Source organism: Streptomyces sp. NPDC027185, from assembly GCF_055567035.1.
On the sequence record NZ_JBVHRF010000001.1, the window covers coordinates 706,585 to 731,616 of the forward strand.

A 25,032-nucleotide genomic window follows, 5' to 3' on the forward strand; every position below is an offset into this window, starting at 1 on the left:
GCTCTCACCCCGACACCGCGCGGTTCACCAGGCAGAGGTGACCGGAGAGCGCCCTTTTCGGCACCCCGAAAGGCCCTCATGTCCGACGCCGTACCCGCGTCTCCCGTCACCCCGCCGCCGCCCTTCCCCGGTCTCGTCGCCCGTCTGCGCGCCGCCGGCTGTGTCTTCGCCGAGGACGAGGCGGAACTGCTCCTCGCCACCGCCCGTACACCCGCCGAACTCGCCGCCATGGCGGACCGCCGCACGGCCGGTCTGCCGCTCGAACACGTCCTGGGCTGGGCCGGGTTCTGCGGCCTGCGGATGCGCGTCGGGCCGGGCGTCTTCGTCCCCCGGCGGCGCAGCGAATTCCTCGTCCACCGGGCCGCCCGGCTCACCCGGCCCGGTGCGGTCGTCGTCGACCTGTGCTGCGGCTCCGGGGCGCTGGGCGCGGCGCTGGCCGCCTGCGCCGGGCCGGTCGAACTGCACGCCGCCGACATCGACCCGGTGGCGGTGGACTGCGCCCGTACCAACACCGCCCCGGTGGGCGGCCGCGTCCACCGGGGCGACCTCTTCGCCGCGCTCCCCGAGGAGTTGCGCGGCCGGATCGGCGTCCTGCTGGCCAACGTCCCGTACGTACCGACCGAGGAGGTCGGGCTGCTGCCGCCGGAGGCGCGGGAGCACGAACCACGGGTGGCGCTGGACGGCGGCGCCGACGGCCTGGACGTGCTGCGCCGGGTCGCCGCGGAAGCCGGGCGCTGGCTCGCGCCCGGCGGCAGCCTGCTGAGCGAGACCGGCGAACGCCAGGCACCGGCGGCCCTCCGCGCCCTGACCGCCAACGGTCTGCGCGCCCGCAGCGAACACTGCCCGGAACGCTCCGCGACGGTCGTCATCGGCACCCGTCCGGCGAACGGCGCCTGACGCGCGCCCTGGGAGGACCGGCGCCCCCCGGGAAACCCTGAACACGGGCGCGCCCCGGGGAGCGCCGGCCCCTGCCCTTCCCAGGGGCCGTACCCTCCGCCCCGGGGCGCGGTGGGGCGCGCGGCTCACCCCCCCGCGCCCCGCCGCGCACCCCCGGCACGCCCCGCCCCGACCGCCACCCCGCCGCTCACCGTGCGGATTCGTCCAGTTGCCATGCGGTGGTCACACGCGTACGGCACAGTGGTCGGGCACCACGCGGTGATCGCCGATCACCGTCGGCAGGCAACGGGCAGCGGACACAGGGGGCGAGGCCATGACGGGCACCGGCACAGGCATCGGCAGGAGAGGGGTGCTGGCCGCCGCCGGCGGGCTCGCGCTCACCGGCGCACTGGCCGCCTGCGGCTCCAACACCGGCCGGGGCGGCGGTGGTTCGGGCCCGGGGATCAGCCAGTGGTACCACCAGTACGGCGAGCCCGGCGTCGAGCGGGCCGTCCGCCGCTACGCCGCGTCGTACAAGAAGGCGCAGGTCACCGTTGAATGGCGGCCCGGCGACTACGACCGGCAGACCGCCGCGGCGCTGCTGACCGACTCCGGCCCCGACGTCTTCGAGGCCAACGGCCCGACGCTGGATCAGATCCGCGGTGGCCAGATCGTCGACCTGACCGCCGAGATCGAGCCGGTCAAGGACGACTTCAACCAGGCGGTGCTGGCCCCCAAGATCTGGCAGGACCGCGTCTGGGGCATCCCGCAGACCATCGACACCCAGCTGCTCTACTACCGCAAGAGCCTGCTGAAGGACGCCGGCCTCGAACCGCCGCGCACCCTCGACGCGCTGGTCGACGCCGCGCGGAAGCTGACGACGAAGAAGACCAAGGGGCTCTTCCTCGGCAACGACGGCGGCGCGGGCGTCCTCGGCGGCACCCCGCTCTTCGCCGCCGGGCTGAGCCTGGTCACCGACGACGGCAAGGTCGGCTTCGACGACCCGGTGGCCGCCCGCACCCTCGGCAAGATCCGCAGCCTGTACGCCGACAAGTCCCTGCTGCTCGGCGCCCCCACGGACTGGTCCGACCCGGCCGCGTTCCTCCAGGAGCTGACCGCGATGCAGTGGTCCGGCCTGTGGGCGCTGCCGCAGGTCCAGCAGACCTTCGGCGACGACTTCGGTGTCCTGCCCTTCCCGGCGGACGGCCCGCACGGCGCACCGGCCGTCCCGGTGGGTGCCTACGCCTCGTCGGTCAGCGCGCGCAGCCCCCGTAAGGCGGAGGCCAAGGCATTCGCGTCCTGGCTGTGGATCGAACGCACCGATCTCCAGCAGGACTTCGCCCTGTCCTACGGCTTCCACATCCCGGCCCGTACGTCGCTGGCGAAGAAGGCGGCGCGGCTGCGGACCGGCGCCGCCGCCGACGCGGTGCGGTACGCCACCGACCACGGCCACGCCGAACCGCTGCGCTGGACGACGGCGTCGCGCACCGCCTACCAGGACGCGCTGAGCCGCATCATCAAGGACGGCGCCGCCCCGGAGAACGAACTGCGGACCGTCGTCCGCCAGGTCGGCGCCGAACTGGCCCGGGTCAGGAAGCGGTGACAGCGCGGACGGCGGAGGCGCCCCCGGGCGGGCAGGGGGCGCGCGGCACCGCGGAGCGCCGAGCGCGCACGCCCGGTGTGACGTTCTTCGGCCCGCAGCGCCGCTCCCTGTGGTTCTGGATCTTCGTCGGTCCGTTCGCGCTGGGCCTGGCGCTCTTCACGTACGTCCCGCTGGCGTGGAGCGTCTACCTCAGCTTCTTCGACGCGCACAACACCGTCACCCCGACCGACTTCGTGGGGCTCGGCAACTACGCGTCGATGCTGACGGACGGCGCGTTCCTCTCCAGCCTGGGCACCTTCGCGCTGTTCACCCTCTTCATCGTCCCGGCGACGTACGCGCTGTCGCTGGCGCTCGCCGTGATGGTCAACCGGCTCCGCGTCGCCCAGGCGTTCTTCCGGTCGGTCTTCTTCCTGCCGACGGCGTGCAGTTATGTGGTGGCGGCGCTGATCTGGAAGCTGTCGCTCTTCAACGGGGTCCGCTTCGGCCTCGCCAACACCGTGCTGGGCTGGTTCGGCGCGGACCAGACGGCGTGGCTGTCGACGACCGATCCGCCCTGGTACTGGCTGGTCATCGTGACCGTCCGGCTCTGGCTCCAGGCCGGCTTCTACATGATCCTCTTCCTCGCCGGGCTCCAGCGGATCTCCCCGCAGCTCTACGAGGCGGCGGCGGTGGACGGCGCGCGCCCCGGCTGGCAGACGTTCCGTCACATCACCTTCCCGCAGCTGCGCGCCACGTCCGTGGCGGTGGTGCTGCTGCTGGTGATCAACGCGTTCCAGGCGTTCGACGAGTTCTACAACCTGCTCAGCGACGCCCGCGGCTACCCGCCGTACGCGAGGCCGCCGCTGGTCTACCTCTACTACACGGCACTCGGCCGGGAGCAGAACCTCGGGCTGGGCAGCGCGGGCGCGGTGATCCTCGCACTGATCATCGCGGTGGCGACGGTCCTCCAGGCCCGCTGGCTCGGCCTCGGCCGCAAGGAGGACTGACCGCCGATGCACCACTCCTGGATCCGGGTGGGCCGCGCGCTGCGGGTGGCGCTGCTGTGCGCCCTGGCGCTGCTCTTCCTCATCCCCTTCTACCTGCTGGTCCGCAACGGCCTGGCCACCGAGGCGGACATCACCGCCCCGGACTGGACGTTCTTCCCGCGCCACCTCCAGTGGTCCCACCTCACCGAGGTCTTCGACGACCCGAACCTCCCGCTGGGCCGCGCGCTGCTGAACTCCACCCTGATCGCCGTCTCCACCACGCTCGGCACCGTCCTGCTGGCCTCCCTCGCCGGGTACGGGCTGGCCCGCATCCCGTACCGCGGCGCCGACGCCGTCTTCTACGCGATCCTGGGCACGCTGATGGTTCCGGCGGCCGTCACCTTCGTCCCGAGCTTCGTACTGGTCTCGTCGCTGGGCTGGATCTCCACGTTGCGCGGTCTGGTGATCCCCACGCTGTTCAGCGCGTTCGCCTGTTTCATCTTCCGGCAGTACTTCCTCGGCTTCCCCCGGGAGCTGGAGGACGCGGCGCGGGTCGACGGCCTCGGCTACTGGCGGACGTACTGGCGCATCGTCGTCCCCAACTCCCGCCCGGTGTTCGCCGCCGTCTCCACCATCGTCTTCATCGGCGCCTGGAACGCCTTCCTGTGGCCGCTGGTCATCGGCCAGGACCAGGAGGCGTGGACGGTCCAGGTGGCGCTGTCGACCTTCACCACCGCCCAGAGCATCAACCTCCACGAACTCTTCGTCGCCGCCGGGGTTTCCATCGCCCCGCTGATCGTCGTCTTCCTGCTCCTCCAGCGGTACATCGTCGCCGGGGTGGAACGCTCGGGCATCGACGACTGAGGGACCCGCCCGGGGCGGACGCGTGCCGCGGCACCTCGCCCCGAAGCTGATGCGTGCCCGGCGCCTCACCCCGGGCTGGCGCGTGCCCGGCGCCTCACCCCGGGCTGGCGCGTGCCCGGCGCCTCACCCCGGGCTGGCGCGTGCCCGGTGCCTGATGCGTATCCGCCGCTCCACCAGGGCGGATACGCATCAGCCGTCCCGGAGGGTGCCACGCGCGGACGGCCGGCCGCCGTTGCCGGACGCGCCGCCCGGAACCGCCCGCACCGGCCCCGCACCCGGGCGGCGCACCGGATAGAGGTCCGTCCCACAGCGCCGGGCCGGGTCTCCCGCGCATCCGCTCCGCCCCGGGAAGGATGCGGTACGGTGCCTGGCATGTGCACGCAGCCGTTCGCCCGTGAGCCGCGCCCCCGCGGTGTCCACGGCGGCTGCGCCCCCCGTGGCCTGAGCTTCCTGCGCCGCCGCGGCCGGGTGGGCTCGCCCCCCGGCACTCTCTGTACGGCCTGAGCCCGGCCCCTACGCCGACCGGCCACCGCTCCGCGCCGGCGACGCCCGCCCCGCCGCCCCTCCGACGGCTCCGGCCCGCGCCGCCCGCGTCCCCCGGCGCACCGCGCGCACCCGTACCCCCTCGCCGTAACCGCTCCCGCTCCCCCAGGAGGTCCCGTTGACGGTCATCGCCGATCCCGCCCGCACCACCCCCGCACTGCGCCCGCACCGCATCCCCGCCGACGGGCTGTACGAGGGCGAACGGGTCCTGCGCCGCACCCCCGACGGCTGGCAGGACCGGCCCTACGAACTCTTCGGCGTCCGTCCGCTGGCCCGCACCATCGGCGCCGAGATCCACGGGCTCGACCTGTCCCGCCCGCTGACGCCCGCACTCCGTGACGAGCTGAACCGGGCACTGCTCGAATGGAAGGTGCTGTTCTTCCGCGACCAGCATCTGACCAGCGCCGACCAGCGCGCCTTCGCCGCCCACTGGGGCGATCTGGAGACCAATCCGCTGCTGGCGAGGGGCGCCGGTGAGGACGTGGTCCGCTTCGACAAGGCGGCCGGGACCACCCCGACGTTCGAGAACGTCTGGCACACCGATGTGACCTTCCGTGCCCGCCCCGCCATGGGCGCGGTGCTGCAACTGCGCGAAGTGCCCCCGGCGGGCGGCGACACGATGTGGGCCGACATGGCCGCCGCGTACGACAACCTCCCCGCGCAGATCAAGGAACGTATCGAGGGCGCCCGCGCCGTCCACGACTACCTCCCTGGCTTCGCCCGCTTCTACTCCCCCGAGCAACTCGCCCCGTTCCAGGAGACGTTCCCGCCGGTGGAGCACCCGGTGGTGCGCCGCCACCCCGAGACCGGCCGCCGGATGCTCTTCGTCAACACCTCCTTCACCACCCGCATCACCGGTTTCACCGAGGAGGAGAGCGACCGCGTCCTGCGGCTGCTCTTCCAGCAGGCCCATGTGCCGGAGTTCCAGGTGCGGTTCCGGTGGCGCCCCGGCGACATCGCCTTCTGGGACAACCGCGCCACCCAGCACTACGCCGTCGCCGACTACGCCCCGCACCGCCGCGTCGCCGAACGCGTCGCCATCGCGGGCGACCGGCCGTACTGAGCCGGACGGCGCCCCGCGCGAGGGGGGTGCCGCCCCGGGGCGGCGGAGATCACGTCCTCCTGCGAAACCGGTCGCCCTCCGGACGCGTGGGTTACCTTGACCGTCCTCATCAGCAGCGCACCGAACGAGGAGCACCCATGACTGACCCCGGCACGCCGGTCGGCGGTTCCGCCCTGCCTCCGCCGCCGCCCCCGCCTCCGCCGCAGGCGCGGACCACGGGCGGACCGGTGCCGCACAGCGCGGACGAGGCGCTGGAGATCGGGCGGTCCCACTTCCCGCCGGTCGGTTCGCCCGGCGGCCCCTCCGGGCTGTTCGTCCACGAATTCGACGAGGGCTACCTCATCCACGCGGGCTGGCCGCTCCCGGACGATCCGAGCGCCCCGCCGCCGAGCCCCGGCGGCACCCACGTCGTCATCGCCAAGGACGACGGCGAGCTGACCTTCCTGCCGAACTTCCCGCCGGCGGACGCCGTCAGGCTCTACCGCCGGCTCCGCGGCAACCAGCCCGGCTGACCTCGCGCGCACCGGGCGTGACGGCGGTACGCACCGTCCGCCGTCGCGCCCGTGCCCGGCCGCCGGAACAGCGCGTGGCTCTTCTCACCTGTTCCGTTGTCAGTGCCCCTCGCTACACTCCGGCTTGAAAGTGTCATGGGAGAACCATGACGGAGTCGGGGGACATCGTGGCCGGATCGAACAGCTTTCAAGTAAATACCGAGGGCCTGAAGGCCCAGGGTGAGAACTTCAGCCAGCTCGGCGAGGACTTCTCCGCGTCGGTCACGCGGCTGATGGACGGTCTGAGCGCGCTGGGCGCCGGGCCGCCCGCCACCGCGAAGCCGGGCGGCGGCGCCGAGCCGGAGAAGTCGTTCGGGCAGCAGTTCGTCGGCGGTCTGACGACGCTCGACAGCATGTCCGGCGCCCCGCCGTGGGGCGATGACGACATCGGCGAGAAGTTCGGCGTCGTCTACGAAGGCGTCCGGGACGGCATGTACGAGTCGATGGGCCATCTCTCCGCGCAGTTCCAGAAGATCGGAAAGGCGCTGGCGGAGATGTCCAAGAACCATGCCGAGAACGAAGACTTCAACGAGACGCTCATCAAGCAGCAGGTCACCAACAAACAGGGCTGGCAGGACCCGACGGCCTCCTCCAGCGCCATAAAGCCTGCCTGACCTCACCCTTTCCGCCTTCCGCCCGCGTCCGGCCGCCGTATCCGCCGCCGGGGCCCGGCCTCCCGGTCCCCGACCGGCCCGGTGCCGCACCGCGGGCACCCACCGAACGGCAGGCCGCCGCCCGCCTTCCGCCCACCCGCCACGCGGCGTCATCTCACGGGGGAGCTTCATCTTGTCTGTCATGCTGCCGGATCCGCTGGAGTGGATCCTGGACATGCTCGGCTTCAACTGGCCGCACGCGGATGAGGACAAGCTCATGGAGTGCGCCCAGGTGTGGCGCACCTTCGCGTCGGAGGTCCAGGGCCACGCGTCCCAGGGCGCCTCCTACGCCGGGAACGTCCTGTCGGAGAACTCCGGCGACGGCATCGAGGGCTTCCGCAAGGAGTGGGAGAAGTTCTCCGGCGGCTCCGGATACCTCGACGACGCCGCCCAGGCGGCCGAGGTGATCGCCTTCACGCTGGAAGCCGCGGCCATGCTGGTCATCGGCATGAAGGTGGCCGTCATCGTCCAGTTGGCGATCCTGGCGGCGGAGATCATCGCGGCGCAGGCGGCGGCGCCGTTCACGCTCGGCCTGTCGGAGATCGGCGGCGCGGCGGCCACGCTGGCCACCCGCGAGGTGGTCCGCCGCATCCTCAAGGAGGTCGCCAAACAGCTCCTCGACGCCATCCTGGAGGCGGCGAAGGAGCCGGTCATCTCGGCACTGGAGGCGATGGCCTCCGACCTCATCGCCCAGACCGTCAACCAGAACTTCGGCGCGCAGGACGGCTACAACCTCAGCCGCACCGCCAAGGAGGGGTACGCGGCGGGCAAGGACGCCCTGGAGAACACCGGCGAGACGCTCGGCGAGAGCCTCCGCGACGGCGCCGCCGGCCGGGCCGGTCACCGTGCCCGCGGCGGCCTGGACTCCGCCGCCGGCCACGGCGACGGCTCCGACGGCGGCGCCGGTGAGCACGGCGGCGACGGACCGGGCGACCGCAGGGGCGACGGCCCCGGTTCCCGCACCGGTGGCGACGACGGCCCCGGCTCCCGTACCGACGGCGGTGACGGCCCCGGGGCCGACGGACCCGACGGAGGCGACCGCGGCTCCACCGGCGACGGCCCGGGCGACCGCGGCGCGCCGGGCGACGGGCCCGCCACGCACTCCCCGCGCGCGTCGGACAACGTCGGCGGCGACCGGAGCACCCCGGGCGACACGGGCCCCGACCCCGCCTCGCCCGACTCCCCCGCCACGGACCCGGCGCACAACCTCCCGCCCGCCCAGCCGCTGCCGCCCCCGGACCAGCGCTCCCCGTTCGACGACGGCTACCAGGGCGGCAACGACAGCCCGTACGGCTCGACCGGCCCGGACCCGGTCAGCACCCAGCCCGCGCACGACACCACCCCGGGGCCCGACCCGGACACCATCAGCACGCAACCGGCGCACGACAACGCCGTACGCCCCGACACCGGCCCGGAGCCCATCAGCACCCAGCCCGCCCACGACACCACCCCGGACGCCGGGCGCCCCGCCCCGGACCCGATCAGCACGCAGCCCGCCCACGACAACGCGGTACGCCCCGACACCGGCCCCGAGCCGATCAGCACCCAGCCCGCGCACGACACCACCCCGGAGGCGGTGCGGCCCGAGCCGTCGCCCGCGCCGCCCTCGCCCGGCCCCGAGCATCTGGGCGGCAACCCGCCCGTGGCGGACGGCGGTCCGTCCGGGAGCCCGGACTCCTCCGGCGACTCCGGCAACGGCGCGGGGTCCGGTGGCCGTCCGTCCGTGCCGCACATGAGCGCGCCGCCCCAGGGCGCGCCGGTCCAGCACACCGCGTCGGCGCCCCCGGTGCAGCAGCGCGACCCGGCCCCGGGCAACCCGATGCCGACCGTGCACGACCCGGACGACACCACCGTCACCACCCAGTCCGCCGGTTCGGCGACCCTGCCGCCGCCCACCCGGCAGGCGCCCGACACCGCCGGGCCCGCCCCGTCGGCGTCCCCGCAGCAGTCGCCGCAGTCCGCGGCCCCGCAGTCCGGCGGCCCGGTCATGATGGGCGCCATGCCGCCCCAGGGCGGCGTCCCGTCCCAGGGCGGGCCGAGCACCGCCCCGCCCCGTACCACCCCGTCCTCCGGCGCCTCCCCGAACACCCCCAACCGTCCCGGCGACCGCCGCGCCGACGGCTCCCAGGCGATCCAGGACGCCTCCCAGCGGCCGACCGCCGACCGCCCCGCCTACAACCCCCGTCTCGACGGGCCCCGCCGGGAGGAGACGTCCCGGCCGTACAACCCCCGCCTCGACGGCCCGCGGCCGGACGCCGCCACGCCCCCCGGTGACCGGCGCAGGCCCGACGGTTCCCAGGTGGTCCAGGACACCACCCGGCAGCCGTCCCCGCAGGCCCCGCCGCACAACCCGCGGCTGGACGGGCCCGCCCGCGACGGCGAGTCCCGGCCCCGTACCGACGGCGCCCGCCCCGACACCCCGCGCCGGGACGACGGCCCCCGCACCCCGGAAGCCGCGCCCCGCACGACCGACTCACCCACGCGCCCGGACGGCGGGCGTCCCGGCACCACCCCCGAAGGCGGCCGCCCGGCCTCCCCCGCGCCGGAGGGCAACCGTCCCTCCGCCGACCGCCCCGGCACCGCCCCCCGGCCGGACGCGCCCGCGCCCGACTCCCCGGCCGCGGCCACCCGGCCCGGCCGACCGGACCGCCCCCGGGACGGCGCCCCGGACACGCCTCCGACGGCCCCCGGGCTCCACTCCGCCGGCGGCCCGGCCCCGCACGGCAACGTCCCCCACCCGCAACAGCCCCACCAGCAGGGGCCGTACGCCCCGCAGCACCAGCCGCCGCAGCACGCCCAGCAGCCGCACCACCAGCCCCCGCAGCAACCGCACCACCAGGGCCCCGACCAGGGCCACGGGCAGCCCCCGCACCAGCCTCCGCACCAGCAGCCGGTGCCGCAGCCCCCGAACCTGCGCAGCCACACCGACGTACGCATCGGCCTCAACACCCAGCCGAACGGCCTGTACGCGCCGTATCCGCACGACCAGCAGGCGCTGGAGGCGAGCTTCCCGCGCAACCCGGACGGCTCGCCGCGGCCGTTCAACGACCCGTTCCAGCCCTGGGCGCAGCTCCAGAACGACGGCGGTGTCAACGTCCTCGGCCGCTCCAACAACTGCGCCGACTGCACCCGTTCGTTCATGGAGTCCTGGTACGGCAATCCGCAGGTCTCCGCGGTCCGCACCTACGACCCGGACGGCCACGGCGGCATCGACCGCGCCTCCGGTGAACGCGACGGCACCGCCAACATCCAGCAGTGGGCCGGCACGACGTTCCGTAACTCCGGCCAGAACGCCAAGGACGGCTACGCCCGGATCGCCGACGAACTGCGGCAGGCCGGTCACGGCGCCGCCTCCGCGGTGCTGGTGACCTGGCCCAAGGCGCCCGACGGCAGCGGCGGTGGCGCGCACGTCTTCAACGCGGTCAACCACAACGGCCGGGTCATCTGGGTCGACAGCCAGACCGGTGAAATCAGCCAGCAGCCCATCAACACCGGCGCCGACGGCGTCTGGCACCTCACCCTCGACGCCAACCGCCGCCCCTTCGACCCCGCCGCGGCCCAGCAGAACCCCCAGCCCCAGCAACACCAGACCCCCGGCCCCCAGCAACAGCCCGGCCCGTACGCCCAACAGCAGCCGGGCCCGTACGCCCAACAGCCCCAGCCCGGCCCGCAGCAGCCGGGCCCGTACGCCCAGCAGCCCGGTCCCTACACGCAACAGCCGCAGCCCGGCCCCCAGCAGCAACCGGGTCCCTACGCGCAGCCCACCCCGCAGCAGCAGGCCCCCGGTCCGTACAACCCGCAGCCGCAGCCCGGCCCGCAGCAGCCGAACCCGTACGCCCAGCAGCCCGGCCCGTACGCGCAACAGCCGGGTCCGTACGCCCAGCAGCAGCCCGGCCCCTACACGCAACAGCCGCAGCACCAGCAGGCCCAGCCGGGCCCCTACCAGCAACAGCCTGGTCCCTACGCCCAGCCGCAACCGGGCCCGTACGCCCAACAGCCCCAGCCCGGCCCGAACCAGCCGTCGCCGTACGCCCAGCCGCAACAGCCCGGCCCGAACCAGCCGAACCCGCAGCAGCCCGGCCCGTACGCCCAGCAACCGGGCCCGTACCAGCAGCCCGGCCCGTACTCACCGTCGCCGCAGCAGCCCGGACCGTACGCCCAGCAGCAGCCGGGGCCGTACGCCCAGCAGCCGCAGCCCGGTCCCCAGCAGCAGGCCCAGCCGAACCCGTACCAGCAACAGCAGCCGGGCCCTTACGCCCAGCAGCCCCAGCCGGGCCCGCAGCAGCAACCCGGTCCCTACGCGCAGCAGCCTCAGCCGAACCCGCAGCAGCCGTCGCCGTACGCGCAGCCGCAGCAGCCCGGCCCGTACCAGCAGCAGCCGGCCCCGCAGGTCCAGCCGCAGAATCCGTACGTCCAGCAGCCGCAGCAGGCACCGGTCCCGCAGCAGCCGTCGCCGCAGACTCCCCCGCAGCAACAGCAACCTCAGAACGCCACCGCCCCGCAGCAGAAGCCCCAGCAGGCTCCGCAGCAGACGCCCCAGCAGCAGACGCAGCAGGGACCGCAGCAACACCCTGCCCCGCCGCAGGTACCTCACCAGCAGCCCCCGGCGGACGAGGCATCGCCGCAGCAGGGGCCGTCCCCGCAGTCCGACTCCCCCACCGAGCAGCAGCCGCAGCACGGAGCAGAGAAGCCGGAGCACCAGACCGAGCCGGAGGCCCAGCAGCCCGAGCACCAGCCGGACCAGCCGGCGCCGCAGCAGCCCGAGACGACGCAGCCGCAGACCGGACTGCCGGACCACGACGCCGAGCAGGCCCAGCAGCAGGCCGAGGAGTCGTCACCCGAGTCCGACCACCCGGCGGAACAGAACGAACCGGCGGACCAGAAATCCGGTCAGCCGGACCAGCAGGACGACCACCAGCCCGAACAGCCGCAGGACAAGGCCGAGCCGGCCCCTGAGCCCGACTCCGAATCCAGCCCCCGCCCCGGGCCCGAGGCACAGCCGAAGCCGGAGAGCGTCCCCGAGTCCGAGGCGAAGCCGGACACCGACGCCCAGCCCGAGCACGGGCCGGACCCGGACTCCGACAGCCCGCCCCAGGACGACGCGGAACAGAACACGGAGGACCAGCCGGCCCCCGAGACGGAGCAGGCGCCCGAGGCGACCGACCCGGAAAACGCGGAGAACCCCGAGAACGCGGAGACCACGGAAGACACCGAGCCCACGGAAGACACCGAGAACCCGGACAGTCTCGAAGCGATCCGCAACGACCTCGACCACCACCCCGGAGGTCTGCTGCCGCCCGACCCGAGCGACCAGCAGCGGCTGGAAGCGGCCATACCGCGCAACGAGGACGGCACGCCCCAGCGATTCGCCGACCCCTTCGGGCCCTGGGGGCAGTTGCAGAACGACGGCGGCCACACGGTTCCCGGCCGCAGCAACAACTGCGCCGACTGCTCCCGTTCGTTCCTGGAGAGTTGGTACGGCAACCCGCAGGTCTCCGCCGCCCGGACGCCCGACACCGACGCCAACGGCAAGCCGGACCGGTGGTCCCCCGAGAGCAACGCCAACGAGAACCAGATCCGCTGGAGCGGCGCCACCCACTCCTACGCCGGCCCCGGCGGCAACTCCGACACGGCGAAGCGGATCGCCGACGAACTCCGGCAGGCAGGACACGGCTCGGCCGCGATCGTGCAGGTCAGCTGGCCCAACAACGGCGGCGGCCACGCCTTCAACGCGGTCAACCACCACGGCAAGATCATCTGGATCGACACCCAGTCCGGCCAGGTCAGCCACGAACCGCTGCACATCCCCCAGGCCGAAAACGTCTGGCACATCCCCCTGGGCCCCGACCGCCAGCCCCTCCACGCCGACCACGCCGTCAACAAGCCGGCAGCCGACGCGGACAAAAAGGCCACGGACCAGAAGAGTTCAGACGAGAAGGACGCCAGCCAGGAGGCGGCGGACCAGAAAGCCACGGACGAGCAGACCGCCGACCAGAAGACCACTGACCAGAAGACCACTGAAGAGCAGACCGCCGACCAGAAAGCCACTGACCAGAAGACCGCGGACGGCAAAACCACCGCGGAACAGGCCACCGAACAGGCAACCGAACAGGCCCCTGACCAGGCGAACGAGCAGAGCCCCGTCAAGGCGCCCGAGCAGGAATCGGCCCCTCACACGGCCGATGAGGCGGAGACGAGCGCCGACGCCAAGACCGACGACCAGCCGGCCCAGACCACCGAGACGGCAACGGGTAACGAGAACCCCCACGCCACCGAGGCGCCCCTCGCCGGTGTGCCGGACGCGCGCGACAAGGCGCCGGACGGCCGTGGCACACATGTCTCGCAGTACCTCGCCGACGCACTGCGCCGCGATCAGAACCCGCTGCCGTACGGCAAGCCGCCCCTCGCCACCCCGGACGGCCATCCGTCCCCCGAGAACACCCACGGGCAGACCCCGGACAGCCACCAGGAGCCCCTCAAGAACACGCAGCCGACGGACGACAACCGGCCCGCACCCGAGGCGGAATCGGCTCAGGAACACGCACAGGACGACCACACCTCGGCCGACGACCATCCGGCGCCCGAGGAACCGGGCAGCACCCCCGATCCGGACGACGACCGGTCGTCCCTGGAAGAGCGCCGCAACCAGGCCGAAGCTCTGCTCGGCCCCACCGCGGACCGCGTCGTCGATCTGGATTCATGGCTCCAGTTCCACTCCAAGAAGGCCAACGCGGAGTTCGAGCAGACCCTCAATGAAATGCGCGAGGCACGAAGGCTGCTGGAGGAAAACCCGGACCATGTGCTCCACACAGCGCTGGAGTTGAACGCCCCCACCACGGAATCGAATGAGGCCATGGCCGAATTCGACCTCGGACTCGCAGAGCCTGACGGCCCCATCACACGCCGCGTAGAAGTAACGACGGTGGAAAATGAGATCACCAAGCCGGGCGACATCAGGAACGCGGTAGCGCATGGATTTGTTAAAATCAATAAGCGCGAGGCGCAGGGTGTCCCGCTTCCACGGCCGCGAGATGTCAGCATCTACCTCAAGGTGAAGGCCGAGGTGCGATCGAAAAAGGGGTTGACGACCGAGAGGCTTCCCGACGGAAGTGTCACGCTCCGCAGGCCGGACGGGACTCTCATCGGCGAGAGGAATCTTTTCGACGATATCCTCGCCAATCTGGAGAAGACGCCCGGCGCCGAAAAGCTGGACCGTATCATCTGCTCCGATCCGGATATCGGCGTACTGGCGGAATACATGCACGACGGGGTCAAGTGGGAGCGTATCCGATGACACAGGCAAGAATTATCGACTTCCCGGGCTCCGCCATCCGGCTGGAATGCGATGTCGAGGAGATGGGCGAAGACCATCTCAGTGTGGCCAAACTGGCGATCTCCGGGCTCTTCCAGTTCTCACAGCAGCTGTGCATCCCGCTGGCCATGGAGGTGGAAACCTCTTACTGGGACAACGAATTCGATCTCCCCCTCACGGCACCGTCCCGCTCGAAGGAGTTCGGGATGCTGCGGTGCGACAACCTCCCGGACCGGGTAACGGTGGACCCGGTGGGACGCAACGCAGCGGTCACCACCGTCCAGGAAATCAACGAACCCGTAGCGCTCGATTTCGTGAAGAGCCTCCTCACCAGAGACCCGTCCGACGCCGCCGACCTCGGCATCGGATGGCAGGAGATCAATTTCGGCACCATGATGGCCCGCCTGCCCGACGGCTTCCTCCCGGAGGGCGAACGCTCCGTCGAGCTGGAAGTGGCGCGGGGGCATGTGGAACATCCCGTCGAAACCCTTGACGGTGCTCCCTGGATTTACGGCCCGATCGGGGCGTCCGTCGTCCACGCACCGTTCGAATACCGGATCCACAGAGATCAGGGTGAAGTCGCGCTGGACATCACCACCTACTGGTCCCTCTGGGCTCCCGGCGGCCCGGGGCGCCCCGACGTGGACCGGGCCATCGAGGGTTTGCTCGCGGAAGGGTGGCGGAATTCCTGATCCCCGCCGACTCTCCGCCCTCCTGATTTTCCCCGTACCCGACGAATCCAGCGTCTGCCCCGACGCGCCCGTACACAGAGAAATCAGAGGCTCCTGACCGCCAGGTCCCCTACCTGAGCACCCAGGAGCGGGGCGGCGAAGAAGGAATCTCAAAAGACACGTCCTGTCCCGACGAGCTGACGAGCCCCCGGACATCACCGGGCCACCCCACACCACCACCCCGAAAAGGAGCCGACCCGCGATGCCCCAGCACGCCGACACCCCGCCGACCAGCCCCGAGGAAGCGCTCGCGCTCGTCCGTGACCGCTACGCGGAGCCGACGCTGCCCGATGGCACGCCGGTGCCGCTGGCCGTCGAGGAATTCGACATCGGCTACCTCGTCCACCCCGTTTTCCCGCCGGTCTCCCGGACCGACGCCGCAGGCGTCCCGCTGCCCGCCCCGCCCGGCGGAGCCAAGATCGTGGTCTCCAAGGCCACCGGCGAATCCGTCACCGTGCCCAACCTCCCCAACGAGAGCGCCATCGCGCTCTACCGGCAGCAGAACGCATAGGCCGGTACGGCAGCCGAACTCCGCAGGGAATTCTGAGAAGGGCCACGCGAGCGGCCTCGGAATTCCGGGGTTTCCCGGCCACTTCCCCCTGGAACGGGACGCGGAGGCACAGCCGGACGAGAGCCTCCGGTGGGCACCGTCGGCGTCCGGTGGCATTTCCCTTTCCGGAGGATTTCCGCGTACCGCTCGTCGTGGAGTTGTACGTTCCTCCCTTATCGAAACGGTGAGTTCGGCCTCACGCCAGCCTCCCGGCAGGCCGAAACGCGTCGCCGCCCCCGCCCCCGTACCGCCCCAACCGCAACACCGCTCACCCCCGTAACGCCGCCGGCGCTCCGCCGCACCGGCCATCCCCCCGGTTCCCGGTCACACCGTCCCTTTTCACGAAGGCGCCCCGGGTGTTCATCCCTCTCCCACCTGCCCGCCTCGTAGGAGCGCCGCGCCCAGCGGGGTCAGGGTGTGGAGGACCGCGTTGCCGCGGCGGAGGGTGAGGAGGAGGCCGGCGTCGCGGAGGACGGTCGCGTGTTGGCTGGCGGAGGCGAGGGAGACGTCCGCGCGGCGGGCCAGTTCGGTGGTGGTGCAGCCGGCACCGACGCCGCGGAGTATCGCCGACCGGGTGTGGCCGACGAGGCGCCCCAGGGAGCGGCCGGGCGGCGGTGCCGGCGCGGCGCGCGGCACGGGGTGGTCGACGGGGTAGACCAGCACCGGCGTGAGGTCCGGGTTGTGGAAGGTGACCGGCGTGCGGCGGCAGAAGTAGGACGGCATGAGGAGGAGACCGCGTCCGCCCAGGTGGAGGTCGCGGTCGACGGGGTACTCGACCTCCAGGACGGGGGCGCGCCAGCGCAGCGTCGACGGGAGGGTGGCGAGCAGCCGGTCGGCGCCGCCGTCGAGCAGAGCCCGGCCCCGGGCGGCACGGTCGGCCTCTATCCGGGCCTGGAGCCGCGGCCAGTACGGGGCGACGGCCGCCGCGTGGTACCGCTGGAGCGCCCCGGCGAGGTGGCCGAGCTGCCGGGTGTCGCCGTCGCCCATGGCCCGTATCCAGGGCGGCAGCGACCGGGGGCGGGCGAGCCCGGCGAGTTCGGTGTGGACGCGGGCGGGCGGGGTCTCGCGCAGCGCGGCGAGCGCCTCGCCGACACCGAGTTGCCCCTCGGGCGGGGTGAGGAAATCCGGGAAATAGCCGCGGGTGGGCACGAGCGGCGCCAGCAACCGCGTTTCGCCATTCAACTTTCCCCGGGTTTCCATCCGCCATTTCCCGAAGGCGGTTGTGTCCCGCCGGTCGCGGAGTCGGTGAAAACTTAAAATTGTTTCCCACAGCGCATCGGGGCGCGCGGCAATCCGCACGCGGGCCAGATCGGGTCCACTGAAATGGACGCGCAACACCGAACCCCCACCCCTTGGTTACATCTCCGACACCCCGACCCGCCTGAGTATGCACGCAGATACGTGCGGTCACCATGCCCTTTTGGCCAGAGTTGAAAAGGGTCGCGCACAGGGGTGGACACCGGGAATGCTGTACTCAATTCACCGCAGATGCGCGCGGCCCGGATTGCTCGATCCCGTGGGGGGTGACGGGCATGGAACCAGCCGCGCCGCATTCGCGTTGAAAGCCGCCCCCACGCCGACATGGGAGGCGGCGGCTCCCGAGGGGGGAGTTCGGAAAAAGCGAGGGCGGCACCTCCGCACGGGTGCCGCCCTCGTCCGTATGTCCTGTGCCGCTGCCGCACCGGCCCGGCCGCCGCCGCTGCCGCGCACCCGCCCGCACCACGGAAAAGCCGAGGGCGGCGCCTCCGCACAAGGCGCCGCCCTCGTCGGTCCGGAGCCCCGGCGGCGGTGAGGGTGGTGGTGCCGGCCGGCGGTTCCGGTGGGAGTACGGGTGCCGGGCGTGTGAGGGCACGCCCGGCACCCGTGGTTCAGCGGCTGTCGCTGCCCTGGGACTCGGCGGCCGCGCGGCCGGCCTCCAGGCGGGCGACCGGGATACGGAACGGCGAGCAGGAGACGTAGTCGAGTCCGGCCTCGTGGAAGAAGTGCACGGACTCCGGGTCGCCGCCGTGCTCACCGCAGACGCCGAGCTTCAGGTCCGGGCGGGTGGCCCGGCCGGCCGCGGCGGCGTTGCGGACGAGCGAGCCGACGCCGTCCTTGTCGATCGTCTCGAAGGGGCTGACGCCGAAGATGCCCTTCTCCAGGTACGCGGTGAAGAAGCTGGCCTCGACGTCGTCGCGGGAGAAGCCCCAGACCGTCTGCGTGAGGTCGTTCGTGCCGAAGGAGAAGAAGTCGGCGGACTCGGCGATCTGACCGGCCGTGAGGGCGGCGCGGGGCAGTTCGATCATGGTGCCGAGGGTGAGCTTGAGGCTGACGCCGTGGGCCTTCTCGACCTCGGCGATGACCTGCTCGGCCTCGTCACGGACGATCTCCAGCTCCTGGACGGTGCCGACCAGCGGAATCATGATCTCCGCACGCGGGTCGCCCTTGGCCTCCTTGCGCTCGGCCGCGGCCTCCGCGATGGCGCGGACCTGCATGGCGAACAGACCGGGGATGACCAGGCCGAGGCGGACACCGCGCAGACCCAGCATCGGGTTCTGCTCGTGGAGCTTGTGGACGGCCTGGAGGAGGCGCAGGTCGTTCTCGTTGGCGTCCTTGCGGGCCTCGGCGAGCGCGACGCGGACCGACAGCTCGGTGATGTCGGGCAGGAACTCGTGCAGCGGCGGGTCCAGCAGCCGGACGGTGACCGGCAGTCCGTCCATCGACTCGAACAGCTCGATGAAGTCGGCCTTCTGGAGCGGCAGCAACTGCTCCAGGGCGGCGTCCCGGTCGGCGTCGGTGTCGGCGAGGATCAGCCGCTCGACCATCTCGCGGCGCTCACCGAGGAACATGTGCTCGGTGCGGCACAGGCCGATGCCCTGGGCGCCGAACCGGCGGGCGCGCGCGGCGTCCTCGGCGTTGTCGGCGTTGGCGCGGACCCGCAGCCGGCGGACCCGGTCCGCGTACGCCATGATCCGGTGGACGGCCTTGACCAGCTCGTCGGCGTCGTCGGCGCCGGCGTGCATCCGGCCCTCGAAGTACTCGACGACCGGGGACGGGACGACGGGCACCTCACCGACGTAGACCTTGCCGGTGGAGCCGTCGATGGAGACGGTGTCGCCCTCCTCGACGACCACGCCGTCCTGCGTCGTCATCCGGCGGCGCTTGGTGTCGACCTCCAGCTCCTCGGCGCCGCAGACACAGGTCTTGCCCATGCCGCGGGCGACGACGGCGGCGTGCGAGGTCTTGCCGCCGCGGGAGGTGAGGATGCCCTCGGCGGCGATCATGCCGTTGAGGTCGTCGGGGTTGGTCTCGCGGCGGATGAGGATGACCTTCTCACCCGAGCGGGACCACTTGACCGCGGTGTACGAGTCGAAGACGGCCTTGCCGACGGCGGCGCCCGGCGAGGCGGCGATGCCACGGCCGATGGTGTCCGCCTTGGCGCCCAGGTCGAAGCGGGGGAACATCAGCTGCGCCAGCTGCGCGCCGTTGACCCGCTGGAGGGCCTCGGCCTCGTCGATGAGTCCCTGGTCGACGAGTTGGGTGGCGATGCGGAAGGCGGCGCCGGCGGTGCGCTTGCCCACGCGGGTCTGGAGCATCCACAGCTTGCCGCGCTCGATGGTGAACTCGATGTCGCACAGGTCCTTGTAGTGCGTTTCGAGCGTCTCCATGATCTGCATCAGCTCGTCGTAGGACGCCTTGTCGATCTGCTCCAGGTCCGCGAGCGGGACCGTGTTGCGGATACCGGCGACGACGTCCTCGCCCTGCGCGTTCTGGAGGTAGTCACCGTAGACGCCCTGGTGGCCGCTGGCCGGGTCGCGGGTGAAGGCGACGCCGGTGCCGGAGTCCGGGCCGAGGTTGCCGAAGACCATGGAGCAGACGTTGACGGCGGTGCCGAGGTCGCCGGGGATGCGCTCCTGGCGGCGGTAGAGCTTGGCGCGGTCGGTGTTCCACGAGTCGAAGACCGCGCGGACGGCGAGGTCCATCTGCTCGCGCGGGTCCTGCGGGAAGTCCCGGCCGGTCTCCTTGGCGACGATGCCCTTGAACTGCTCGACCAGCGTCTTGAGGTCACCCGCGTCGAGGTCGACGTCGACGGTGACGCCCTTGGCCTTCTTCGCGTCCTCCAGCGCCTCCTCGAAGAGGTCGCCGTCGACGTCCAGCACGGTCTTGCCGAACATCTGGATGAGGCGGCGGTAGGAGTCCCACGCGAACCGCTCGGAGCCCGCCTGCTGCGCCAGCCCGCCGACCGAGGCGTCGGAGAGACCGATGTTGAGGACGGTGTCCATCATGCCGGGCATGGAGAACTTCGCACCCGAACGCACCGATACCAGCAGGGGGTTGTCGGCCTGGCCGAGCTTCTTGCCCATCTGCTTCTCAAGGGCGTCGAGGTGCTGCGAGACCTCGGCACGGAGTGCCGCGGGCTCCTCCCCGCTCTCCAGGTAGACCTTGCAGGCTTCGGTGGTGATGGTGAAGCCGGGCGGGACCGGGAGACCGAGGTTCGTCATCTCGGCGAGGTTGGCGCCCTTGCCGCCGAGCAGGTCCTTGAGGTCCCTGTTGCCCTCGGTGAAGTCGTACACGAACTTCGCGGACGCAGGCTTGGTTACGTGGGGATTCTGTGTTTCCGACACGGGACTGGACTCCTCGCGGATGGCTGCCCTGACGGCGAGGAACATACCCAGATCGAAGGCATCTGGGTACGTCCACTTGGTCGACATGCGTACGTAACCGCTCGTCCGCCACCGGATCGAAAGAGATATCTCCTTGACGGGTGAATACACCACTTGAATGGATGAGTGCGGTGCGTTGCGGAATTGACCACTCTCATCACCCTCCGCTGTTGTCACGTACGAGAGATGAACATCAACTACGTGGCACCCAGTGCCAGCATTGGAGAGGTGGACCCCCGTACGATCTGCTCATCTGAGCGGAAGAGCTATCAGGGGTGGCGAGGATCACGCGCTCGGACGGGCCGCGGTCCCATCATTCGAGCACGCGCCGACCCGATTCCGGACCGGCGCGCGGCGGCCAGGGCGCCCGGTCGGCCGAGCCTTCCGGGACACGGCGGCCCCGGGCGGGAAAGCTCGGCGGGCAAGCAGCCCCCGCCCAAGGAGTCAGCGATGGCCCGCCCCCACGACAGTCACGGCGCCGGATCCGAAGGAGCCGGAACCGCCCCCGGCGTCGGCAACGCCGCCTACGGCCGCAAGCCGTTCTCCCGTTCCCGCAGCCACTTCGCCGACCGCATCACCGCCGACGGACGGTATGGCTGGCCGGTCGAGGCCGGGCGCTACCGGCTGATCGTCAGCCGCGCCTGCCCCTGGGCGAGCCGGGCGGTGATCTCCCGGCGGCTGCTGGGCCTGGAGGACGCGCTCTCCATGGGCATCGCCGACCCCGTCCAGGACGACCGGAGCTGGCGCTTCACCCTCGACCCGGACGGCCGCGACCCGGTCCTCGGCATCCGCTTCCTGAGCGAGGCGTACGACAGGCGCGAGACGGGATATCCGGGCGGGGTGAGCGTCCCCGCGGTCGTGGACGTACCGAGCGGGCAGCTGGTCACCAACGACTTCCAGCAGCTCACCCTCGACCTGGCCACCGAATGGCGGGCGCTGCACCGGCCCGGCGCGCCCGACCTCTACCCCGAGGCGCTGCGCGAGGAGATCGACGAGGTGATGGAGGGCGTCTACCGGGACGTCAACAACGGGGTCTACCGCGCCGGGTTCGCGACCGGGCAGGAGGAGTACGACGCGGCGTACGCGGCGGTGTTCCGGCGGCTGGAGCTGCTGTCGGAGCGGCTGGCCGGGCAGCGCTACCTCGTCGGGGACACGATCACCGAGGCGGACATCCGGCTCTTCACCACGCTGGTGCGGTTCGACCCCGTCTACCACGGCCACTTCAAGTGCAACCGCTACAAGCTGGCCGAGGACCCGGTGCTGTGGGCGTACGCGAAGGACCTCTTCCAGACGCCCGGATTCGGCGACACCGTCGACTTCCACCACATCAAGCAGCACTACTACCGGGTGCACACCGGCCTGAACCCGACCGGGATCGTGCCCGACGGGCCGGAGCTGCACGGCTGGCTGACCCCGCACCACCGCGAGGAACTGGGCGGCCGGCCGTTCGGCGACGGCACGCCGCCGGGCCCCGTACCGGCCGGGGAAGTGGTGCCGCCGGGCGGGCGGGCGTGAGCGCGCGGACGCCCGGCGGGGCGGGGCCGGACGGCCGGGTGCGGGCACCGGGCCGGGCGGGACCGGCCCGGCGGCCGGAACCGGCGGGTCGGGCGGGGCCGACGGGCCCGGTGGCCGGCCCGCCGTCACCGCCACCGCCGCCGTCCGCCGGATCAGCAGGTCCGGCCCGTCCGCTCCGTCCGGCCCGTTCGTCCGGATCAGCCGCCCGAGGTGTCCAGTTCCGCGCCGGCGTCGACGCCGGTGCAGTCGTTGGGGTCGTCGAGCCAGCCGTCGGGGAGGACGACGCGGTCGCGGCCGGAGGTGCGGCCGCGCGGGCCGTCGGCGCCGGCGGGCCAGGGCTGGTCGGCGTCGATCTTGCCGAGCAGGTCCTCCAGCTCCGCGAGGGAGGAGCTGACGGCGAGGCCGCGGCGCATCTCGGAGCCGACCGCGAAGCCCTTGGTGTACCAGGCGACGTGCTTACGGAAGTCGATCACGCCGCGCCGCTCGTCGCCGATCCACTCGCCGAGCAGCGCCGCGTGCCGCACCATCACCGCCGCGACCTGCCCGAACGTCGGCTCGGTGTAGGCACCGGTGCCCTCGAAGGCGGCGACCAGATCGCCGAAGAGCCACGGGCGGCCCAGGCAGCCGCGGCCGACGACGACGCCGTCGCAGCCGGTCTCCCGGACCATCCGCAGCGCGTCGTCGGCGCACCAGATGTCGCCGTTGCCGAGCACCGGGATCTCCGGGACGTGCTCCTTGAGCCGGGCGATGGCGTCCCAGTCGGCGGTGCCGCTGTAGTGCTGGGCGGCGGTCCGGCCGTGCAGCGCGATGGCGGTGATGCCCTCCTCGGCGGCGATCCGGCCCGCGTCGAGGTAGGTGAGGTGCCCGTCGTCGATGCCCTTGCGCATCTTCATCGTCACCGGCAGGCTCCCCGCGTTCGCCACCGCGTCGCGCAGGATCGCGCGCAGCAGCGGCCGCTTGTAGGGGAGCGCGGAGCCGCCGCCCTTACGGGTCACCTTGGGGACCGGGCAGCCGAAGTTCAGGTCGATGTGGTCGGCGAGATCCTCTTCCGCGATCATGCGGACGGCCTTGCCGACGGTGTCCGGGTCGACGCCGTACAGCTGGATCGAGCGCGGCTTCTCGGCCGCGTCGAAGTGGATGAGCTGCATGGTCTTCTCGTTCCGCTCGACCAGCGCCCGCGTCGTGATCATCTCGCTGACGAACAGCCCCTTGCCGCCGGAGAACTCCCGGCACAGCGTCCGGAACGGGGCGTTGGTGATCCCGGCCATGGGCGCGAGCACCACGGGCGGGGACGCCGTGTGCGGTCCGATCTGGAGCGAGGTCATGAGGCGGGTTCCTTCGGCGGTCGGTGGCGGTGCGGCGCCGGGACGACCCGGCGGTGCGACCTCCCATTGTCCCGCATCCGGCGGACACCTCCCGTACGGGTGGCCGGGGCGGTACGGGAGCGGGCGGCCCCGCCGGACGTATCCCCTACGGGCGGTCGGGGGCGGGCCGGAGCGGCGGCGGGGCGGGCGCCCCGGGTGCGGGCCGCGGCGGACCGCACCGGTCGGGGGCGGCGCCGGAGGAGCGGAGCGGCGCGCGGGCGGGCCGGAACGCGCCGTCCGGCCGGGCCGTCCCCCGCATATCGTTGTAGCGTTCAACCATGTCTGAGCTGAGCCACCGGCGGCGGCTGCTCGTCCTGGCGATCTGCTGCATGAGCCTGCTGATCGTCAGTCTCGACAACACCGTCCTCAACGTCGCACTCCCCTCCCTCCAGCACGAACTGCACGCCTCCGTCTCCGGTCTGCAGTGGACCATCGACGCCTACACGCTGGTGCTGGCCTCGCTCCTGATGCTGTCCGGTTCGACCGCGGACCGGCTCGGGCGGCGGCGGGTCTTCACCGTCGGCCTCGCCGTCTTCTCCCTCGGCTCGCTGCTGTGCAGCCTCGCGCCGAGCCTGACCTGGCTGGTCGTCTTCCGGATGGTGCAGGCGGTCGGCGGGTCGATGCTCAACCCCGTCGCGATGTCGATCATCACCAACACCTTCACCGAGCCGCGCGAGCGGGCGCGGGCCATCGGGGTGTGGGGCGGCGTCGTCGGCATCAGCATGGCCGCCGGGCCGGTGATCGGCGGCTTGCTGGTGGAGTCCGTCGGCTGGCGCTCGATCTTCTGGATCAACGTCCCGATCGGCGCCCTGGCCCTCTTCCTCACCCTGCGGTACGTCCCCGAGTCCCGCGCACCGCGCCCGCGCCGGCCGGACCCGGTCGGCCAGCTGCTGGTCATCGCGCTGCTGGGCGCCCTGACGTACGCGATCATCGAGGCGCCGGGGACGGGCTGGCTCTCCGCGGAGATCCTGACGTTCGCCGCCGTCGCGCTGGCGGCGCTCGCCGCGCTGATCGGCTACGAGCGGCGGCGCGTGGAACCGCTCATCGACCTGAGGTTCTTCCACAGCGCACCGTTCAGCGGCGCCACCGTCACCGCGGTCTGCGCCTTCGCGTCACTGGCCGGGTTCCTCTTCCTCAACACGCTCTACCTGCAGAACATCCGCGGCCACTCCGCGCTGGTGGCCGGGTTGTACATGCTGCCGATGGCCGGGATGACGCTGGTGTGCGCGCCGCTGTCCGGACGGCTGGTCGGCAGCCGCGGGCCACGGCTGCCGCTGCTGCTCGCCGGCTGCGCGATGGCCGCCAGCGGGCTGATGTTCGCCGCGTTCGACGCCGAGTCGACCACCACCTTGCTGTTCACCGGATACGTGCTGTTCGGCATCGGCTTCGGCCTGGTCAACGCCCCGATCACCAACACCGCGGTCTCCGGCATGCCGCGCACCCAGGCGGGCGTCGCGGCGGCGGTGGCGTCCACCAGCCGCCAGGTCGGCTCGTCCCTGGGCGTCGCGGTGATCGGCGCGGTGCTGGCCGGCGGCGTCCAGGCGGCGTCCCCGGGCGGCGCGCCGGCCACCGCCGACTTCATCGCGGCGGCCCGCCCCGCCTGGTGGATCATCACCGGGTGCGGCGCCGCCGTCCTGCTCCTCGGCGCCCTGACCACCGGCGCCTGGGCCCGCACCACGGCCCGCCGCACCGCCGCGCTCTTCGACGACGGCACGGCACCGGACATGACCCGCTCGGCCGCGGGACGGTGAGACGGCCCTCCCCCGCACCCCGACACGCCGCCGGCCCCCTCCGTAGCG

At 72.4% G+C, this 25,032-nt stretch carries 15 protein-coding genes; 12 read left to right on the forward strand and 3 right to left on the reverse strand.

Annotated features, from left to right (window positions below; translation table 11 throughout):
- Positions 1-78 precede the first annotated feature (78 nt).
- The 10 genes from ACZ4M8_RS03045 (at position 79) to ACZ4M8_RS03090 (ending at position 15,672) form a co-directional block, all read left to right on the forward strand.
- Entirely contained in the window at positions 79-897 is an 819-nt protein-coding gene (locus tag ACZ4M8_RS03045) for a putative protein N(5)-glutamine methyltransferase (RefSeq protein ID WP_467602880.1), read from the forward strand.
- A gap of 313 nt (positions 898-1,210) precedes the next feature.
- Positions 1,211-2,479: an ABC transporter substrate-binding protein gene (locus tag ACZ4M8_RS03050; protein WP_467602882.1), complete on the forward strand. Its 1,269-nt coding sequence runs from the start codon at positions 1,211-1,213 to the stop codon at positions 2,477-2,479.
- A 77-nt stretch (positions 2,480-2,556) separates the two neighbouring features.
- The gene (locus ACZ4M8_RS03055) at positions 2,557-3,465 is read left to right on the forward strand and encodes a carbohydrate ABC transporter permease (protein ID WP_467603453.1); all 909 of its coding nucleotides are present in this window, start codon (positions 2,557-2,559) and stop codon (positions 3,463-3,465) included.
- Positions 3,466-3,471: 6 nt separating this feature from the next.
- On the forward strand, positions 3,472-4,308 hold the full coding sequence (locus tag ACZ4M8_RS03060) for a carbohydrate ABC transporter permease (RefSeq protein ID WP_467602883.1): 837 nt from the start codon (positions 3,472-3,474) through the stop codon (positions 4,306-4,308).
- 661 nt (positions 4,309-4,969) lie between these two features.
- Positions 4,970-5,914 (forward strand): TauD/TfdA dioxygenase family protein, encoded by a 945-nt coding sequence (locus tag ACZ4M8_RS03065; protein ID WP_467602885.1) that lies wholly within the window; start codon positions 4,970-4,972, stop codon positions 5,912-5,914.
- Between the two features lie 137 nt (positions 5,915-6,051).
- A complete protein-coding gene (locus ACZ4M8_RS03070) occupies positions 6,052-6,426 on the forward strand; it encodes a hypothetical protein (protein ID WP_467602886.1) in 375 nt (124 codons plus the stop codon).
- A gap of 146 nt (positions 6,427-6,572) precedes the next feature.
- A complete protein-coding gene (locus ACZ4M8_RS03075) occupies positions 6,573-7,079 on the forward strand; it encodes a hypothetical protein (protein ID WP_467602888.1) in 507 nt (168 codons plus the stop codon).
- Positions 7,080-7,260: 181 nt separating this feature from the next.
- Positions 7,261-14,412: a toxin glutamine deamidase domain-containing protein gene (locus tag ACZ4M8_RS03080; RefSeq protein ID WP_467603454.1), complete on the forward strand. Its 7,152-nt coding sequence runs from the start codon at positions 7,261-7,263 to the stop codon at positions 14,410-14,412.
- Positions 14,409-15,122, forward strand: coding sequence for a hypothetical protein (locus ACZ4M8_RS03085; protein ID WP_467602889.1), 714 nt, complete (start codon positions 14,409-14,411; stop codon positions 15,120-15,122). The genes ACZ4M8_RS03080 and ACZ4M8_RS03085 overlap by 4 nt, the downstream gene beginning before the upstream one ends.
- A gap of 241 nt (positions 15,123-15,363) precedes the next feature.
- Positions 15,364-15,672 carry a hypothetical protein gene (locus tag ACZ4M8_RS03090; RefSeq protein ID WP_467602891.1) on the forward strand — a complete coding sequence of 103 codons (309 nt, stop codon included), beginning with the start codon at positions 15,364-15,366 and terminating at the stop codon, positions 15,670-15,672.
- A 399-nt stretch (positions 15,673-16,071) separates the two neighbouring features.
- On the opposite strand, the gene ACZ4M8_RS03095 is transcribed toward ACZ4M8_RS03090, so the two are convergent.
- Positions 16,072-16,893, reverse strand: coding sequence for an ArsR/SmtB family transcription factor (locus ACZ4M8_RS03095; RefSeq protein WP_467602892.1), 822 nt, complete (start codon positions 16,891-16,893; stop codon positions 16,072-16,074).
- A gap of 686 nt (positions 16,894-17,579) precedes the next feature.
- Entirely contained in the window at positions 17,580-20,360 is a 2,781-nt protein-coding gene (gene ppdK, locus ACZ4M8_RS03100) for a pyruvate, phosphate dikinase (protein ID WP_467603455.1), read from the reverse strand.
- Between the two features lie 444 nt (positions 20,361-20,804).
- Between ppdK and ACZ4M8_RS03105 the strand changes: the two genes are divergently transcribed.
- Positions 20,805-21,869 carry a glutathione S-transferase family protein gene (locus tag ACZ4M8_RS03105; RefSeq protein ID WP_467602894.1) on the forward strand — a complete coding sequence of 355 codons (1,065 nt, stop codon included), beginning with the start codon at positions 20,805-20,807 and terminating at the stop codon, positions 21,867-21,869.
- A gap of 197 nt (positions 21,870-22,066) precedes the next feature.
- On the opposite strand, the gene dusB is transcribed toward ACZ4M8_RS03105, so the two are convergent.
- On the reverse strand, positions 22,067-23,194 hold the full coding sequence (gene dusB / locus ACZ4M8_RS03110) for a tRNA dihydrouridine synthase DusB (RefSeq protein ID WP_467602895.1): 1,128 nt from the start codon (positions 23,192-23,194) through the stop codon (positions 22,067-22,069).
- A 317-nt stretch (positions 23,195-23,511) separates the two neighbouring features.
- Here dusB and ACZ4M8_RS03115 point away from each other — a divergent pair, with 317 nt between their 5' ends.
- On the forward strand, positions 23,512-24,984 hold the full coding sequence (locus ACZ4M8_RS03115; protein WP_467602896.1) for an MFS transporter: 1,473 nt from the start codon (positions 23,512-23,514) through the stop codon (positions 24,982-24,984).
- Positions 24,985-25,032: the final 48 nt, after the last annotated feature.